Raw genomic sequence first — 16629 nt, forward strand, 5'->3', positions numbered from 1 at the left:
CCCACCCCAGAACAACCTGGACGGGGGACGGGTAACAGAGTTACGGCGGTCATAGCGTGGGGGAAACGCCCGGTCCCATTCCGAACCCGGAAGCTAAGACCCACAGCGCCGATGGTACTGCACCCGGGAGGGTGTGGGAGAGTAGGACACCGCCGGACAACCATTCACGGAGGAGCCCCGACCACACGGTCGGGGCTCCCCGCATTTAACAACCAAGCCACCCCACAGCTCTCTGCCTGGGGTGCTGTCTCCCATGGCGGATGAGCGCCGGTGGTGCGAGACGGCTTGGTAGCGTCGCGCTTGTGAGACTTGCCACGGGACGGCCTAAAGGTGCTTCCGGCGTTCGGTGGCTGTGGCGGGGTCGAATAGAATTGAACCAGATATACGAGTCGGTAGCCGAGCGCTACTGGCGGCGTGACAACGAAATAAGGGTTATGAGCGACTACGCACGCGCCAGTGGTCGGCTCGCAACAGGAGGAATCCACCATGGCTGAGCACAACGGCGGCAATCGCGGCGGCAATCGCGGAAACTTCGGAGGGAACCGCGACGACCGCGGTTCGTACCGCCCCAACAACAATTCCGGCGGAGACCCGCGCGGGTTCCGTTCCAGGGAGAACCGGGACGGTAATGATCGTCCGGCCCGTGACGGTGAGCGTCGTCCCTTTAACAGTGACCGCGGGGAGCGGCCTGCCCGTGATGGTGAGCGTCGCTCCTTCGGTGGCGACCGTGACCGTAAGCCCTTTGGCGATCGTAGTGATCGCCCGGCCCGTGATGGCGAGCGACGCCCCTTTAACAATGACCGCGGCGATCGTCCGGCTCGTGATGGTGAGCGTCGCTCCTTTGGTGGCGACCGTGACCGTAAGCCTTTCGGTGACCGTGGCGATCGTCCGGCTCGTGATGGCGATCGTCGTCCGTTCAATAATGACCGTGGCGACCGTAAGCCCTTCGGCGACCGGCCCGAGCGTGGACCGCGGAACTTTGATGGCCCCCGCCGCGACAACGATGACCGTCGCTCCTTCGGCGGCGACCGTGACCGCAAGCCCTTTGGCGATCGTAGTGATCGTCCGGCCCGCGATGGCGAGCGTCGTCCGTTCAATAATGACCGCGGCGACCGTAAGCCCTTCGGCGACCGGCCCGAGCGTGGACCGCGGAACTTTGATGGCCCCCGCCGCGACAACGATGACCGCCGCTCCTTTGGTGGCGACCGTGACCGTAAGCCGTTCGGTGACCGTGGCGATCGTCCGGCCCGTGATGGCGAGCGTCGTCCGTTCAATAATGACCGCGGCGACCGTAAGCCCTTCGGCGACCGGCCCGAGCGTGGACCGCGGAACTTTGATGGCCCCCGCCGCGACAACGATGACCGCCGCTCCTTCGGCGGCGACCGCGACCGCAAGCCGTTCGGTGACCGTGGCGACCGCAAGCCCTACGGAGACCGGCCCGAACGCGGCGGCGATCGTCGTTCCTTTGGTGGCGACCGCAACGAACGCGGTGGCGCACGGGAAGAGCGTCCCGCACGCGTTCCTAACGCCAAGGACATCCGTAGCGCCAACCGACCTGACCGTGAGCGTTCCCCCGAAATTGATGAGGACGTCACGGGCAAGGAACTCGACCGCGCTACGGGCCACCAGATCAAGACCCTCGAGGAGCAGAGCGCAGGTTGGGTCGCAAAGCACCTGGTCATGGCCGGACGTTTGATCGACATTGAGCCCGAGCTCGCCTTCCAGCACGCCCTTGCTGCAAGCCGCCGCGGTGGACGCCTCTCAGTAGTACGCGAAGCGGTAGGTCTGACCGCTTACGCCGCCGGCCATTACGGCGAGGCGCTGCGTGAATTCCGTACCTACCGCCGCATCAGTGGGTCCAACGTGCATTTGCCGGTGATGGCCGACTGCGAGCGTGGCCTTGGCCGCGCTGATCGTGCACTGGACATGGTGCGCTCTCCCGAAGCCCAGGATCTTGACGCTCCGGGCAAGGTTGAGCTCGCTATCGTTGCCTCCGGCGCACGTGCGGACCTCAATCAGCTGGATGCTGCTGTCAGCGAGCTCGAGATCCCACAGCTGGACATCAACCGAGCCTTCTCTTACAGCCCGCGCCTCTTCCGCGCATACGCTGAGGCTTTGAGCGCAGTGGGTCGTACCGAGGAAGCCGATAAGTGGGCCCGCCAGGCGCTCGTTGCTGAGAGCGCCTTGGGTGTTGGCGACTTCGCTGAGCCCGAAATTCTTGACCTTGGCTGGGACGAGCAGGAAGAAGCAGCCGCGCGGAAGCCGCGCTTCGAGAAGCCGGTGCGGGACACCGACGTCGTGAAGCCTGAAACAGAAACGGTCATTGTTGAGGCCGCAGCCGCTGACGTTGAGCACGATGAGGTTGAGCTTGATGATGCGGAGTCTGACTACTTCGAGTCGGATGACGCAGAATCTGACATCGATTCAGCTGAAGACGACGTAGAGGCAAAAGACGAAGATACCGAGAACGAGGGCTCCGACTCCCAGCATGGCTGATTCACTGATCTCTCTGTTTGATGCTGTCCTTTCAGATCTGGACGGGGTGGTCTATGCGGGACCGCATGCCATCCCTGGGGCCGTGGAGTCATTGCGGCGTCTCGAAACTGTAGGCGTTGGCCTTGGTTATGTGACCAACAATGCCTCCCGCACTCCGGCTCAGGTTGCGGCGCATCTGCGGGAGCTTGGCGCGCCGGCTGAGGACCATCAAGTGGTCAGTTCCTCCCAGGCAGCAGGGGAGCTTTTGGCTTCCATGCTGCCTGCGGGGGCGCATGTCCTCATCACCGGCAGCGCAGCTTTGGCTCATGAGATCGAATTGGCGGGACTCAAGCCCGTGCACAGTGCCGCCGAATCTCCGGTAGCCGTCGTCCAGGGTTTCAACCCGGAGATCGGCTGGAAGGATCTCGCGGAGGCGTCGTATGTTGTGGCCGGGGGAGCCATGTGGTTTGCCACCAACACGGACATGTCCATCCCGCAGGCCCGCGGCATGGCCCCTGGGAATGGAACGCTTGTTGCCGCTGTGGCGGCTGCCACGGGAAAGACACCTCTGGTGGCCGGCAAGCCGGAAGCCCCTCTGTTCCATGCAGCGGCCAAACGGCTTAAGGCCGACCGTCCGCTGGTTGTGGGCGACCGTTTGGACACCGACATCCTGGGCGGCAACCGTGCAGGATTTGCGACGGCGGCCGTCCTCACCGGGGTGGACACCACCCACACCATCATTGCTGCACGAACGGATGAACGTCCGGACTACCTCCTGGCGGACTTGGAGGGCCTGTACGCGCCGTATCCGGAGGTTGTCAGCGACGCCGGTACGTTCCGTTGTGGTGCGGCATCTGCAGTTGCCGGGGATGGCGCCGTGACCGTCACAGGAGACGAGGCCGATCTCGACGCTTGGCGGGCGGCATGCGCGGCGTGGTGGGCAGCTGTTCCGGACACGGACGTGGCGCAAACGCCGCAGCTGGTGTGGCGAAATCACTAGACTGGTGCGATGACCGACCCCCAACAGTCCGATGCGGAACATCCCGATCCGGAACCACCCGCAGTCCAGTGGCCTGACACGGCGAGCCCCACGGGGGATCCCCTGGTGGACAGGGCCCTCGGCCTGCTGGACGGCGTAGCGGAGTCACCCGTGCCGGACCATGGGGAGCTGTACACCGGCATCCATGACGCCTTGTTGGAAGCTTTGGACGCGGAACCCGGGCTTCCGGCAACCCCGAAGAGCAGCTCGCGCCCGGAAGGCAACAGTTAACGAATGCCAAGACTTGATCAGGAACTTGTCGCCCGTGGGCTGGCGAGGTCGCGTACGCATGCCGCCAAGCTCATCAGTGATGGCAAGGTCAGCTCATGCGGGCACGTTCTCGTCAAAGCCGCACATCACGTGGATGCGGAGACGGAGCTGGATGTCGAATCCCATCTGGAGGACATTTACGTGAGCCGTGCCGGGCACAAGCTGGCCGGCGCGCTGAAGGCGTTCCCCGCCGTCGTGGTTGCCGGTAAGCGGTGTCTCGACGCCGGTGCCTCCACAGGCGGTTTCACTGACGTTCTGCTCCGGCAAGGTGCCGCCCAGGTGGTGGCGGTGGATGTGGGGCACGGCCAGCTGGTGCCGCACCTTCGGGAGGACCCCAGAGTGGACGTCCATGAAGGCCTCAACGTCAGGTACATGACACCGGAGCAGATCGGTGGCCCGGCGACGTTGACGGTGGCTGACTTGTCGTTCATTTCCTTGACGCTGGTCCTGTGGCCACTTGCACAATGCACCGAGCCGGGCGGTGACATGGTCCTCATGGTCAAACCACAGTTCGAGGTTGGCAAGGAACGCCTGAGCCGAACCGGTGTGGTGTCCTCCGAGAATGAACGCCGCCGGGCGGTGGCCCAGGTTGCCCGCGCTGCAGTGGACGCCGGCCTGGAACTTTACGACTTGGCGGCCAGTCCGCTGCCGGGCCAGGACGGAAATGTTGAATACTTCCTGTGGATGAAGCGCAGTATGTCAGCGGTGTTGCCTAAGATCGAAGAGCGGGACGAGGACGTTGCTGCGTTGATCAAGAAACTCTGGCCGAACCACTAGAAAGCAGATCCGATGAGCAGGCGTGTACTTGTCCTTGCCCACACAGGGCGGGAGGAATCGCTCCGCGCAGCGTGGGATGCCTGTACGCAACTTCATTCCTCCGGCCTGGTTCCCGTGCTGCAGAAATCCGAACTTGCAGATATTGAACGATTCTTCGGTGCCCTTGATACTCCTATCGAGATCCTCAACGATCACGTCAATCTGGAGGACGTGGAGCTGGTGATGGTTCTTGGTGGGGATGGCACCATCCTGAGGGCTGCCGAACTGGTGCGCGAGGTTGACGTCCCGCTGCTGGGCGTCAACCTGGGGCATGTGGGCTTCCTGGCGGAAAGTGAACGCGCCGATCTGGCCCAGACCGTGGAGTGGATCGCCAGCCGCCAGTACACGGTGGAAGAACGCATGACCATCGATGTCCAGGTGTGGGTCAAGGGCCAGAAGATTTGGCACACGTGGGCTTTGAACGAAGCTGCCATCGAGAAGGCCAACCGGGAACGGATGCTGGAAGTTGTCACCGAGGTGGACGAGCGTCCTTTGACGTCGTTCGGCTGTGATGGTGTTGTCCTCGCTACGCCCACCGGTTCCACAGCCTATGCTTTCTCTTCAGGAGGGCCCGTAGTGTGGCCTGAGGTCGAAGCATTGGTCATTGTTCCCATCAGTGCACATGCGCTTTTTGCCAAGCCCTTGGTGGTGTCCCCGCGTTCCAAGCTGGCCGTGGAAATCATGAACCGGACCGACGCCACCGGAGTTCTCTGGTGCGATGGCCGTCGTTCGGTGGATCTGCCGCCTGGAGCCCGTGTTGAAGTAACGCGCTCGGCCACCCCGGTGCGCCTGGCCCGGACCCACAAGACGCCGTTCTCTGCCCGGCTTGTCCGCAAGTTCCAGCTTCCCATCCACGGCTGGCGTGGCCCGGCCCCTCGGAGCGGCGAAGTCCACACCGGTCCCATCCCCGTCATCCGGACCCTGTCACCGGCTCCTTTGCCCAGTCCCCGGGACTCTGCAACGTCCCAGGACCTGGGGCAAGGTGAGCCATCAGATCCCACGAATGCGAAGTGAACCATGCTTGAAGAACTCCGAATCCGTGACCTCGGCGTCATCACAGACGCAGCCCTGCCGCTAGGCCCGGGCCTCAGTGTCGTCACCGGCGAAACCGGTGCCGGCAAGACCATGGTGGTGACCGCCGTCGGACTTCTTCTTGGTGCGAGATCTGACGCCGGTGCCGTTCGAAGCGGGGCCAAATCCGCCTCGGCCGAAGCTGTGTTGAAGCTTGATCCGGGGCACAGCGCGGTGGAGCGAGCCAAGGAGGCCGGCGGCGAAGCGGAAGAGTTCGACGGCGTTGCTGAACTCCTGCTGGCCCGCACCGTTGGTGCTGACGGACGTAGCCGTGCTTATGTTGGCGGGCGAGCGGCACCAGTGGGAGTGTTGGCCGAGCTGGGCGAAAGTCTGGTGGTAGTCCATGGGCAGTCGGACCAGATCCGGCTCAAGAGCGCTACCGCGCAGCGGCACGCGTTGGACAGGTTTGCCGGAACGTCCCTGGCGAAGACTCTGGGGGAGTACCAGGACCTGTTCAACCACTGGAAGGCCATCCAGTCTGAACTTGATTCGTTGCGCAGGGAAGCCCGCGAGCGTCTGCGCGAGGCTGAATCGCTGGACGCCGCCCTCAAGGAAATTGATGAGGTGGATCCCCAGCCGGGTGAAGACGAGACGCTCAAGGCCGAGGCCGTAAAACTTGCCAACGTTGAAGAACTGCGTTTAGCGGCAGCTGCTGCCCATGAGTCCCTCATTGCCGAGGAATTCGGGGACGCCGGCGACGCAACCACCATGGTGGATGCGGCCAAGCGGACGTTGGAGCATGTGGCTGAGCATGACGAGGAACTCCGTTCGGCAGCAGCCCGGCTGGCGGAGGTGGGCTTCCTCCTCAATGACATCGCCGCCGAGCTCTCCAGTTACCAGGCGGCCCTGGACACCGAAGGCCCTGAGCGGCTCTCCGAAATAGAGGAACGCCGGGCTGCCCTTGCCAAGCTGATCCGCAAGTATGCCCCGAGCATTGATGAAGTGCTTGAGTGGGCGGCTACTGCGAGGACCCGCCTTGATGAGTTGCAGGATGACTCCACTCGCATCGAATCCTTGGACGCCGAGGTTGCTTCTGCGGAGGCAACGCTGCGCAAGCTGGCGGCGGGCATCACCAAGGCCCGGCTCAAGGCGTCGAAGGACCTCTCAGCCCGGGTCAGTGCCGAGCTGAAGGCTCTGGCGATGGCTGACGCCACCTTGGTCATCGAGGTGGACGGGAGCGGCCCGCTGGGCCCCTGGGGCACTGATGAGATCGCTTTTCTCCTCCAGCCCCACTCCGGTGCTCCGGCGAGGCCCCTGGGCAAGGGAGCCTCCGGCGGTGAACTGTCCAGGGTCATGTTGGCCATTGAGGTAGTGCTCGCCGCAGTGGATCCCGTCCCGACGTTCGTCTTCGATGAGGTGGACGCCGGTGTGGGTGGGCGGGCCGCCGTCGAAATTGGACGCAGGCTGGCGATGCTCGCCCGGCACGTCCAGGTGCTGGTGGTGACGCACCTGCCGCAGGTGGCTGCCTTCGCGGATCAACATATCCGCGTGACCAAAACGTCCGTGCGCGGCGCTGACGGGAAGACCACCACCGGCTTCACCTCCAGCGACGTGCAGCTTCTCAGCGACGATGAGCGGGTCAAGGAGCTTGCCCGCATGCTGGCCGGCCAGGAGGATTCCGAGAGTGCGCAGGCGCATGCCCAGGAACTGCTGGATGACGCAAAGCTTTTACCGCAGCGCGCCTAGTGTCTTTGGGGGAGTGCGGGTGTTTTGGTGGAGTGCGACCACCATCACATCGGTGCACTTAATCCCACCCGGGTCTTGCTTGGACCGCGGTGGTGAGTAACTATTGACCATTTGGGGAATCCGAACGGACGCTTGGAAGGCGTAATTGATGATAAGCTCGAATTCCGTGGTGCAGCGATCAAATTCCCGTGTAAATTCCCGGTTCCCGGGCTCGTCCAAGACGACCAAACACATCTTCGTCACCGGTGGTGTGGCGTCCTCGCTCGGTAAGGGTCTGACGGCTTCAAGCCTCGGTCACCTGCTGCGGGCACGTGGTTTGTCTGTAACTATGCAGAAGCTCGATCCTTATCTGAATGTGGATCCGGGCACGATGAACCCCTTCCAGCACGGCGAAGTATTCGTGACCGATGACGGCGCCGAAACTGACCTCGATATTGGTCACTACGAGCGCTTCCTCGACGAAAACCTCGAAGGTTCGGCCAACGTCACAACGGGCCAGATCTACTCCACCGTTATCGCCAAGGAACGTCGTGGCGAATACCTCGGGGACACCGTTCAGGTCATTCCCCACATCACCGATGAAATCAAGCGCCGCATGCGCCTGCCTGCTGAAGGCAAGAACGCTCCGGACGTCATCATCACCGAAATCGGTGGCACCGTGGGCGACATCGAGTCGCAGCCCTTCCTTGAGTCCGCGCGCCAGGTCCGTCAGGATGTGGGCCGCAACAACGTCTTCTTCCTTCACGTTTCGCTGGTCCCGTACATCGGTCCTTCCCAGGAACTGAAGACCAAGCCCACGCAGCACTCCGTGGCAGCCCTTCGCTCCATTGGCATCCAGCCTGAAGCAATCGTGATCCGCTCGGACCGCGAAGTGCCCGAAGCCATGCGCGAGAAGATCGGCCGCATGTGCGACGTCGACATCGACGCCGTGGTCAACGCCGCTGACGCACCCAGCATCTATGACATCCCCAAGACCCTGCACTCCCAGGGCCTGGACTCCTACATCGTCCGTGCGCTGGATCTGCCGTTCAAGGACGTTGACTGGAGCAAGTGGGACAAGCTGCTTGAAGCTGTTCACAACCCCAAGCACGAGGTCGAGGTAGCCCTGGTGGGCAAGTACATCGACCTTCCGGACGCCTACCTCTCGGTCACCGAGGCACTCCGCGCCGGCGGTTTCGCCAACGAAGCCAAGGTCAAGATCCGCTGGGTCCCGTCGGACGAGTGTGAAACTTTGGCAGGGGCAACCAAGTCCCTGGCTGGCGTGGACGCAATCTGCGTTCCCGGTGGCTTTGGTATCCGCGGCCTTGAAGGCAAGCTTGGCGCTCTGAAGTTCGCTCGCGAAACCAAGCTCCCGGTCCTGGGCCTTTGCCTGGGCCTGCAGTGCATGGTGATCGAGTACGCCCGCAACGTGGTCGGCCTTGAAGGGGCTTCCTCCAGCGAGTTCGAGCCGGATTCGAAGTACCCGGTTATCGCCACCATGGAAGAACAGCTGGACATCGTGGACGGCAAGGGAGACCTCGGCGGCACCATGCGTCTGGGCCTCTACGAAGCCAAGCTTGACGAGGGCTCGGTCATTGCCGAGACCTACGGCACCACCACTGTCAGCGAACGCCACCGCCACCGCTACGAGGTCAACAACAAGTACCGCGACCAGATCGCTGCCGAGGGCCTGGTGTTCTCCGGTACTTCCCCTGACGGCAAGCTCGTGGAATATGTGGAGCTTCCCCGCGAAGTCCACCCGTACTACGTGGCAACGCAGGCGCACCCGGAGCTCAGCTCCCGCCCCACGCGCCCGCACCCGCTGTTCGCAGGTTTGGTCAAGGCTGCTTTGGAGCGTCGTGAAGGTGCCCCCGCGGCCACCAAGACCGGCGCCCGCACAGTAGCTGCCAAGTAAACGCAAGTACTAACGAAGGACGGCGCGATGCCCGGCATTTCTGAAACCCCCCGCACATCAAGGCAGGTTTCGGACATGCCGAGCCCGCGCCGTCTTTTGTCTACCAGCAAGGTGTACGAAGGGCGCATTTGGGACGTGGTCAGCGACTCGTTCCAACTGAGTGACGGCACGGACACCCTGGTTCGTGACTACATCGACCACCCGGGTGCGGTTGCGGTGCTGCCCATGAACGTGGACGGCGAAATCCTGTTGCTGAAGCAGTACCGTCATCCGGTGGGCATGGATTTGTGGGAGATCCCCGCTGGCCTGCTGGACGTCGAGGGCGAGGACTTTGTGGTGGGTGCGGCCCGGGAGCTGGCTGAGGAAGCTGATCTGGTTGCCGCTACCTGGAACGTCCTTGTGGACTTCTTCAACTCCCCGGGCTCATCCAGCGAGGCTGTCCGCATCTACTTGGCACGCGGCCTCAGCGATGTCGCCTTGGCGGACCGGCACGTCCGGACCGATGAAGAAGCTGAAATTGAACTCCATTGGGTGCCGCTTGAAGACGCCGTGAAGGCAGTGATGGACGGCCGTCTGCACAATCCCTCAGCCGTGTTGGGGATTCTGGCTGCCGCTGCCGCAAAGGCCGATGGCTTCACCAGCCTTCGCCCCGCCAACGCGCCCTGGCCGGCTCACCCGAGCCAGCGCTGAGCATGGCCGAGGCCGCCACTCGAACCGCAAATGGCGTTGACCGTGCGGTAACTGACTATCTGCAGCACGTCGGCGTGGAACGCGGTTTGGCGGCCAATACCTTGTCCGCCTACCGCAGGGACTTGTCCCGGTATTCGAACTTTCTGGCAGCCCAAGGTGTAGATCAGCCGGGAAACATCACCCGGCATCATGTGACGGCTTTCGTCCAGGCGTTGTCCGACGGTTCCGATGGCGGCGCGGTACTGGGCGTCCGCTCCGCCGCGCGGACAGTGGTGGCCGTCCGTGGGCTCCATAAGTTTTGGGCGCTGGAAGGAACCACGACGGCGGACCCCGCCAGCGATGTCCACCCGCCCATGCCAGGCAAACGGCTTCCCAAAGCCATCAGTGTTGGCGAAGTGACGCGCATCCTGGAAGCTGCCGGCTCGGATAGCGCCACTGGCCTCCGGGACCGTGCCCTGCTTGAGTTCCTGTACTCCACAGGGGCCCGCATCAGCGAGGCCGTGGGACTGGACGTCGATGACGTCTCCCTCGAAGACACCGGTGGCGACCCCGCAATTGTGCGGCTGTTCGGCAAGGGGTCCAAGGAGCGTCTGGTGCCTCTGGGCTCCTACGGTGCCCGCGCCGTCGGGGCCTATGTTGTCCGCGGCAGGCCGCTCCTGGCGTCCAAGGGCAAAGGCACTCCCGCGCTGTTCCTCAATGCCCGGGGTGGCCGGATCAGCCGGCAGAGTGCTTGGACCATCCTGAAGACGGCGGCCGAGAAGGCCAACATCACCAAGGATGTTTCGCCGCACACTTTGCGCCATTCCTTTGCCACCCACCTGTTGGAAGGTGGAGCAGATGTCAGGGTTGTGCAGGAGCTCCTGGGACACGCATCAGTAACCACAACACAGGTCTATACATTGGTCACCGCGGATACCTTGCGCGAGGTCTACGCCGCCGCGCATCCCAGGGCGTTGGGCTGAACGGGGCTATTCGAGCACGTTGAGCGTCAGCTCCACTGCGTCCACGAACAATGCCAACAGCGACGTCCCCAAGCCAGCTACGAGCAACAGCCCGGGGTGTGCAAGCCCCACCACCACCCGCTTGAGCCGCGGGCGTCCACGGAGGAACTTCTTTGGTACGCGTGTCTTCTGCGGTACCTGCCGCCAACCCCGCAACCGCCGCAGGAACCATGCGCAGCGGATAATGAAGGCCATCCAAAGGACGGAGAGGACCAGCGGAACTGCGGCCAGCATGAGGTTGAACCCCAGGGCGGTGACTTCCTTCTCGGAATCGCCAATGACGGTCTGGACGGTGGTGGAGATGGAGGCACTCATCACCACGGAGGCTGCCCACACCATGAACGCTGCCACCAAGGCGAGGAACCGGACGAAGAAGTGGCCGAGGACTGTTGCATCTACGGCCCGGAGATGGCTGCGGGGCGTGGCGTGCAGCACCACCAGCGTGGAGATCAGGGTAGGAAGCGCGGCCACGAGTACCAGCAGGTACCAAGTCCATCCGGCCAGGTCCACCACCTCGTCCAGGACGATCAGCCCTGCCCACACCACGGTCCACGCCCAGCCTGCATAAAGGGGGTGTGCCACCAGCCATCGGGGCAACCACGTGTCCCGTTCCGGTTTGGCTTTGGGAGCTCTTTCTGCGGGCCCTGCAGCGTTGTCGGACGGCGGTTCTGCAACGTCGTCGACGGCGGCCACCTTGGTTGGCCGGTTACCCCCACCTTCTGTCATGGGCTCACTGTAGCAATGGCGGCAGTGGCAGGGGAGATCAGGTTAAGGTAGGCAGCATGACTGCAGCCCATGTGACCTTGTGCTTCCTCCTCCGCGACGGCGCGGACGGCGAGCATGTCCTGCTCGGAACCAAGAAGACAGGTTTCGGCAGGGGCAAGGTAGTGGGGGTGGGCGGCCACGTGGAGCTGGGGGAAACCGCCTCGCAGGCTGCGTGCCGGGAGGTCATGGAGGAAATCAACGTGGTGGTCACGGCGAAGGACCTGATTCCGGCGGGCACTGTGGACTTTGTTTTCCCGGCAAGGCCGGAGTGGAACATGGCCACCACTGTGTTCTTGACCCGCGAGTGGGAGGGCGAGCCGTCCGAAAGCGACGAGATTGCCCCCGCATGGTTTCCCGTGGCGGAACTTCCCGTGGACAGGATGTGGGCCGACGCCGAGCATTGGCTGCCGGCGATGATCGCCGGCCGGCGCATCGCCGTGCGGGTGGCTCTGGCGGCCGATAACGAGAATGTGGCTGACGTCCGAACCCTTGAGTGGGTGGACCCTCAGCTGTAGCAGGAGCGAGTGAAGAACGACGCCGGGCCGGTCGCCTTTCGGTGACCGGCCCGGCGTCGTGCTTCTTGCTTAAGAACCGGAAGCGTTACGGAACGTGCCGCTCTTCGGGCCCGTTGTATTCGCTGAGCGGGCGGATCAGGGAGTTGGACGCTACCTGTTCCATGACGTGTGCTGTCCAGCCGGTGATGCGGCTTGCGACGAACAGCGGCGTGAAAGTCTGGGTGTCGAAGCCCATGAGGTGGTAGGTGGGTCCGGCCGGGTAGTCGAGGTTGGGCTTGATGGCCTTGGCTTCGTCCATGGCCTGCTCGAGTCCGTTGTAGAGGCCCAGGAGTTCGGGTCGCCCGTAGTGGGCGATCATCTTGTCCAGTGCGGCTTTCATGGTGGGCACGCGGGAGTCGCCGTGCTTGTAGACGCGGTGTCCGAAGCCCATGACCTTTTTCTTCTGGGCCAGGGCGTCTTCCATCCATGCACGGGCACGGGTGGCGGCTTCTTCGAGGGATTCTTCGCTGCGGATGCCGATCTCGTCAAAGGTGTGCATCACGGCTTCGTTGGCTCCGCCGTGCAGGGGACCCTTAAGGGCACCGATGGCTGCGGTGACAGCGGAGTGCAGGTCCGAGAGGGTGGAGGTGACCACTCGGGCGGTAAAGGTGGAGGCGTTGAAGGAGTGTTCCGCGTACAGGATCATGGAGACGTTGAACGCCTCCACCACTTCGGGCACCTGTTCTTCGCCGAAGGTCATCCAGAGGAAGTTTGCCGAGTAGTCCAGGTCATCGCGGGGCTCAACCACATCCTGGCCGCGGCGGCGGCGTTGATCGTAGGCCACGACGGCGGGCATGGCGGCCCAGAGGTCGATTGCCTTTTTCATGTTGGCTTCTGGTGATGAGTCCTCAGCCAGTTCGTGCCGGGCACCGAGTACGGATGCTGCCGTGCGGCAGACATCCATGGGGTGGGCGGTGGTGGGTAACGCGTCCACTACCGTCTTGACCACGGGGTCAAGGGCACGGCCTGCACGTTCCCGGGCAGTGAATTCCGCCAGTTCTGTTTCGTTGGGCAGTTCGCCGTTCCACAACAGGTAGGCCACTTCTTCGAAGCTGCATTTGGCGGCCAGTTCCTGGACCGGGTACCCGCGGTAGAGCAGCGAGTTGGTCTCCGGGTTGACCTTCGAGACGGCGGTGTAGTCCACCACGACGCCGGCCAGGCCCTTTTTGATGTCTTCAGCTGTCATGCTGAACTCCTTCGTTCATAATGCACGCGGTCCGGAAGCCCCGGACTGCCTGCTTTCCCCTGAATGAATCCCGGTCCTAGCGAATGCCGGGAACCTGGAAGTTGAAAACGCCGGTATCGAACTGGTTGTATGCCTCGTAGTCCACGAGTTCGTAGAGGCGTGCACGTGTGAGCATGTTGTCCACGTGCGCTTCCTGGGTCCCCGCAGCCTTGATCGATTCCAGAGTACGCTCTGCAGCGCCCATGGCAATGCGCAGGAGGGTAACGGGGTAGATGACCATGTTCACTCCCACCCCTTGGAGCTGGTCCACGGTGAAGAGGTCGCTTTTGCCGAACTCTGTCATGTTGGCCAGGATGGGCACGTCCACGGCGTCGCGGATGGCTTGAAACTCGCTCAGATCACGCATGGCTTCGGGGAAGATCGCGTCGGCACCTGCGTCCACGAGAGCTCGTGCGCGGTCTTGCGCGGACTGAATTCCCTCGACGGCCCGGATGTCGGTGCGGGCCATGATGAGGAAATTCGGGTCGCGGCGGGCGTCTGCTGCGGCTCGGATGCGTTTGGTGGCGGTGTCGATGTCGACGACGTTTTTGCCGTCCAGGTGGCCGCAGCGTTTCGGGTTGAACTGGTCCTCGATGTGGCAGCCTGCCAGGCCCGCGTTTTCGAGTTCTTGGATGGTCCGGGCCACGTTCATGGGTTCACCGAATCCGGTGTCCGCGTCCACCAGGGAGGGCAGGTCCGTCATGCGGGCGATCTGCCCGGCCCTTGTTGCTACTTCGGTGAGGGTGGTGAGGCCGATGTCGGGCAGGCCGAGGTCGTTGGCCAGGACGGCGCCGGAGATGTAGACGCCGGCGAAGCCTTTCTCTTCGATCAGCCTTGCGGAGAGCGGGTTGAACGCGCCCGGGAACTGCTGCACGGTCCCGGAGGCCAGCAGCTCGCGCAGCTTTACGCGCTTCTGTTCAGGGGTGACTTTGGAGTACAGCATTTAGAACAGTCCCTTGGGTGCGTTGTTGAGGTCGATCACGCCGGGGGCTGCGGTGATGTTGAGCTGGTCCAGTTCGCCTTCGCCCAGTTCGGTGACGCGCTCGACGGCGGTGAGGAACCTTTCGATTTCGGCCTCTTCGACCAAACCAGCAGCGAGGGTGCGGAACTTGTTGATGTATTGCTCGCGGGCGAACGGCCGGGCGCCGAGCGGGTGGGCATCGGCCACGGCGATCTCGTCGGTAATCACTGTGCCGTCGTTGAGGGTGATCTCCACGGAACCGCCGAAGGCCTTCTCCGCGATGTCCAGTGAGTGGTAGCGGCGGGTCCATTCCGGGTCTTCTACGGTGGTGACTTTGTGCCAGAGTTCCACGGTGTCCGGGCGGGCGGCGCGTTCGGGGGCGTAGGAGTCCACGTGGTGCCATGCGCCGTCCTGCAGGGCCACAGTGAAGATGTAGGGGATGGAGTGGTCCAGGGTTTCGCGGGATGCGGTGGGGGAGTACTTCTGGGGATCGTTCGCGCCGGAACCGATCACGTAGTGCGTGTGGTGGCTGGTCTTGATCAGCACGGAGGCTACGTTGGCCGGGTCCGTGGTTTCCGGGTGCTCACGGTTGAGCTTGCGGGCGAGGTCGATCCAGGCCTGTGCCTGGTATTCGGCGGAGTGTTCCTTGGTGTAGGTGTCCAGGATGGCGCGCTTGGCTTCGCCGGGCAGCGGCAGGGGTACTTCGTAGGAGGCGTCCGGGCCATCCAGCATCCAGGCGATCACGCCGTCTTCGCCTTCGTAGATGGGCACAGGGGAGGTCTGGCCGCGCATGGAGCGATCCACGGCTTCGACCGCCATCTTGCCCGCGAAAGCCGGGGCGTGGGCCTTCCAGGTGGAGATTTCGCCCTTGCGGGACTGTCGGGTGGCGGTGGTGGTGTGGAGGGCCTGGCCCACGGACTGGAAGATAGTCTCCACGTCCAAACCCAGCAACGTGCCGATGCCTGCCGCGGCGGAGGGGCCGAGGTGGGCTACGTGGTCGATCTTGTGTTTGTGCAGGCAGATGGCTTTGACCAGGTTCACCTGGATTTCGTAGCCGGTGGCGATGGCACGGACCAAGTCGGCGCCGTTGGAGCCCACGTGCTGGGCGACGGCCAGGATCGGGGGGATGTTATCTCCCGGGTGGGAGTAGTCCGCGGCCAGGAACGTGTCGTGGTAATCGAGTTCGCGGACGGCTACGCCGTTGGCCCAGGCGGCCCATTCCGGGGAGACCTGATCGCTGATGCCGAAGACGTGCGCGCCCTTGCCATTGGCCGAGGGTGCGTGGGTCAGCGCCTGCGCGCGGGCGGCAACAATGGGGCCACGCTTCAACGAGGCGATGGCCACCGAGGCGTTGTCGATGATCCGGTTGATCACCATGTCGGTGACCTCCGGGGTGACGTCAACGGGGTCTGCGGCGACCACGGCGATCTTGTGCGCCAATTGCTGTTCGCGCGGGAGGTTCTCTTCGCTCTTGTAGACGCGGACGTGGTGGTTCTTAACCATGATGCTCCTTCTGGTGGGACGTTCTACCGGGCCGTGTGGGTGGCTTTGACGTGGGTGAGGCTGCGGTGCAGGTGGACAGTGGTGGCGGCCTCCGCCAGCCGGGGGTTGCCCGCGGCGATGGCTTCGGCAATCGCCGCGTGCTCGGCAGCGGCTGCGTGGAGCCGTGCGGCATCGTCGGCTGCCAGCCGGCGGACGCGGACCAAATGGACACGCAGGCTCCGCATGGCGTTCGCCAAGTACGAATTGGAGATTGCAGCATCTATCGCGTCGTCCAGGCGGCTCACCAGGGCGTAGTACTCGTGCCGCGCGGGATCCTGGTCGCTGAGCAGCTCGGGGGCCAGCAGCAGTTGGGAGTGCAGCTCGGCGAACACGCCCGGCTCGCCGCGTTCGGCAGCAAGGGCAGCGGCTCTCACTTCAAGCGTTTCGCGTAACTCGAACAGTTCGTCGATGCTCTCCAGCGAGATATCGGTGACGACGACGCCGCGGCCGCCTGCCGCCGTCGTCAATCCTTCTGCGGTCAGCCGGCTCAGCGCCTCCCGGACCGGCGTACGGGACACGCCCAAGCGTTCGGACTGCTCCACCTCAGCGAGGACCGTGCCTGGTTGGAGGCGCCACTCAATGATGTCTTCACGGAGGGCCGAGTAAGCCCGATCACTGGCGCGCATGACCTCAGTGTATA

Annotated in this window: 15 protein-coding genes and 1 rRNA gene; 11 read left to right on the plus strand and 5 right to left on the minus strand. The window is 63.6% G+C overall.

The genetic code is table 11. The annotated features are described in order from the left end of the window. Window positions 1–41: 41 nt before the first annotated feature. The 10 genes from rrf (at window position 42) to xerD (ending at window position 10903) form a co-directional block, all read left to right on the plus strand. Window positions 42–158, plus strand: a 5S ribosomal RNA gene (rrf, locus tag LDN70_RS08060). 328 nt (window positions 159–486) lie between these two features. After that, window positions 487–2496, plus strand: coding sequence for a hypothetical protein (locus LDN70_RS08065; protein WP_223942260.1), 2010 nt, complete (start codon window positions 487–489; stop codon window positions 2494–2496). Continuing rightward, entirely contained in the window at window positions 2489–3475 is a 987-nt protein-coding gene (locus LDN70_RS08070) for an HAD-IIA family hydrolase (RefSeq protein ID WP_223942261.1), read from the plus strand. The genes LDN70_RS08065 and LDN70_RS08070 overlap by 8 nt, the downstream gene beginning before the upstream one ends. A gap of 9 nt (window positions 3476–3484) precedes the next feature. Next, window positions 3485–3745 (plus strand): hypothetical protein, encoded by a 261-nt coding sequence (locus tag LDN70_RS08075; RefSeq protein ID WP_223942262.1) that lies wholly within the window; start codon window positions 3485–3487, stop codon window positions 3743–3745. A gap of 3 nt (window positions 3746–3748) precedes the next feature. Next, a complete protein-coding gene (locus LDN70_RS08080; RefSeq protein WP_223942263.1) occupies window positions 3749–4561 on the plus strand; it encodes a TlyA family RNA methyltransferase in 813 nt (270 codons plus the stop codon). Window positions 4562–4573: 12 nt separating this feature from the next. Beyond that, a complete protein-coding gene (locus LDN70_RS08085; protein ID WP_166842714.1) occupies window positions 4574–5614 on the plus strand; it encodes an NAD kinase in 1041 nt (346 codons plus the stop codon). A 3-nt stretch (window positions 5615–5617) separates the two neighbouring features. Beyond that, on the plus strand, window positions 5618–7357 hold the full coding sequence (gene recN / locus LDN70_RS08090) for a DNA repair protein RecN (protein WP_223942264.1): 1740 nt from the start codon (window positions 5618–5620) through the stop codon (window positions 7355–7357). A 148-nt stretch (window positions 7358–7505) separates the two neighbouring features. After that, window positions 7506–9251 carry a CTP synthase gene (gene pyrG, locus LDN70_RS08095; protein WP_166842716.1) on the plus strand — a complete coding sequence of 582 codons (1746 nt, stop codon included), beginning with the start codon at window positions 7506–7508 and terminating at the stop codon, window positions 9249–9251. A gap of 27 nt (window positions 9252–9278) precedes the next feature. Beyond that, on the plus strand, window positions 9279–9941 hold the full coding sequence (locus LDN70_RS08100) for an NUDIX domain-containing protein (RefSeq protein ID WP_142939572.1): 663 nt from the start codon (window positions 9279–9281) through the stop codon (window positions 9939–9941). A 2-nt stretch (window positions 9942–9943) separates the two neighbouring features. After that, window positions 9944–10903 (plus strand): site-specific tyrosine recombinase XerD, encoded by a 960-nt coding sequence (xerD, locus tag LDN70_RS08105; protein WP_142939571.1) that lies wholly within the window; start codon window positions 9944–9946, stop codon window positions 10901–10903. Between the two features lie 6 nt (window positions 10904–10909). On the opposite strand, the gene LDN70_RS08110 is transcribed toward xerD, so the two are convergent. Continuing rightward, entirely contained in the window at window positions 10910–11668 is a 759-nt protein-coding gene (locus LDN70_RS08110) for a hypothetical protein (protein ID WP_142939570.1), read from the minus strand. Between the two features lie 56 nt (window positions 11669–11724). On the opposite strand from LDN70_RS08110, the gene LDN70_RS08115 reads away from it, so the two are divergent. Next, window positions 11725–12222 (plus strand): 8-oxo-dGTP diphosphatase, encoded by a 498-nt coding sequence (locus LDN70_RS08115; protein WP_142939569.1) that lies wholly within the window; start codon window positions 11725–11727, stop codon window positions 12220–12222. 85 nt (window positions 12223–12307) lie between these two features. Here the strand turns inward: LDN70_RS08115 and LDN70_RS08120 are convergent, their stop codons facing one another. From LDN70_RS08120 to LDN70_RS08135, 4 genes are all read right to left on the minus strand, one after another. Beyond that, the gene (locus LDN70_RS08120) at window positions 12308–13447 is read right to left on the minus strand and encodes a bifunctional 2-methylcitrate synthase/citrate synthase (RefSeq protein WP_166842719.1); all 1140 of its coding nucleotides are present in this window, start codon (window positions 13445–13447) and stop codon (window positions 12308–12310) included. A 76-nt stretch (window positions 13448–13523) separates the two neighbouring features. Beyond that, complete coding sequence (prpB, locus tag LDN70_RS08125; protein WP_142939567.1) at window positions 13524–14429, minus strand: methylisocitrate lyase; 906 nt, start codon at window positions 14427–14429, stop codon at window positions 13524–13526. Then, the gene (locus LDN70_RS08130) at window positions 14430–15950 is read right to left on the minus strand and encodes an MmgE/PrpD family protein (protein WP_223942265.1); all 1521 of its coding nucleotides are present in this window, start codon (window positions 15948–15950) and stop codon (window positions 14430–14432) included. Window positions 15951–15973: 23 nt separating this feature from the next. Further along, a complete protein-coding gene (locus LDN70_RS08135; RefSeq protein ID WP_223942266.1) occupies window positions 15974–16615 on the minus strand; it encodes a GntR family transcriptional regulator in 642 nt (213 codons plus the stop codon). Window positions 16616–16629 lie beyond the last annotated feature (14 nt).

Origin of the sequence: Arthrobacter sp. StoSoilB22 (genome assembly GCF_019977315.1) — a bacterium.
Taxonomy (GTDB): Bacteria; Actinomycetota; Actinomycetes; order Actinomycetales; family Micrococcaceae; genus Arthrobacter.

Coding starts and splice junctions, on each gene's coding strand:
- LDN70_RS08065 (WP_223942260.1), top strand. CDS start 487: ATGGCTGAGCACAACGGCGGCAATCGCGGCGGCAATCGCGGAAACTTC.
- LDN70_RS08115 (WP_142939569.1), top strand. CDS start 11,725: ATGACTGCAGCCCATGTGACCTTGTGCTTCCTCCTCCGCGACGGCGCG.
- LDN70_RS08070 (WP_223942261.1), top strand. CDS start 2,489: ATGGCTGATTCACTGATCTCTCTGTTTGATGCTGTCCTTTCAGATCTG.
- LDN70_RS08100 (WP_142939572.1), top strand. CDS start 9,279: ATGCCCGGCATTTCTGAAACCCCCCGCACATCAAGGCAGGTTTCGGAC.
- LDN70_RS08085 (WP_166842714.1), top strand. CDS start 4,574: ATGAGCAGGCGTGTACTTGTCCTTGCCCACACAGGGCGGGAGGAATCG.
- LDN70_RS08075 (WP_223942262.1), top strand. CDS start 3,485: ATGACCGACCCCCAACAGTCCGATGCGGAACATCCCGATCCGGAACCA.
- recN (WP_223942264.1), top strand. CDS start 5,618: ATGCTTGAAGAACTCCGAATCCGTGACCTCGGCGTCATCACAGACGCA.
- xerD (WP_142939571.1), top strand. CDS start 9,944: ATGGCCGAGGCCGCCACTCGAACCGCAAATGGCGTTGACCGTGCGGTA.
- LDN70_RS08080 (WP_223942263.1), top strand. CDS start 3,749: ATGCCAAGACTTGATCAGGAACTTGTCGCCCGTGGGCTGGCGAGGTCG.
- pyrG (WP_166842716.1), top strand. CDS start 7,506: ATGATAAGCTCGAATTCCGTGGTGCAGCGATCAAATTCCCGTGTAAAT.
- LDN70_RS08130 (WP_223942265.1), bottom strand. CDS start 15,950: ATGGTTAAGAACCACCACGTCCGCGTCTACAAGAGCGAAGAGAACCTC.
- LDN70_RS08110 (WP_142939570.1), bottom strand. CDS start 11,668: ATGACAGAAGGTGGGGGTAACCGGCCAACCAAGGTGGCCGCCGTCGAC.
- prpB (WP_142939567.1), bottom strand. CDS start 14,429: ATGCTGTACTCCAAAGTCACCCCTGAACAGAAGCGCGTAAAGCTGCGC.
- LDN70_RS08120 (WP_166842719.1), bottom strand. CDS start 13,447: ATGACAGCTGAAGACATCAAAAAGGGCCTGGCCGGCGTCGTGGTGGAC.
- LDN70_RS08135 (WP_223942266.1), bottom strand. CDS start 16,615: ATGCGCGCCAGTGATCGGGCTTACTCGGCCCTCCGTGAAGACATCATT.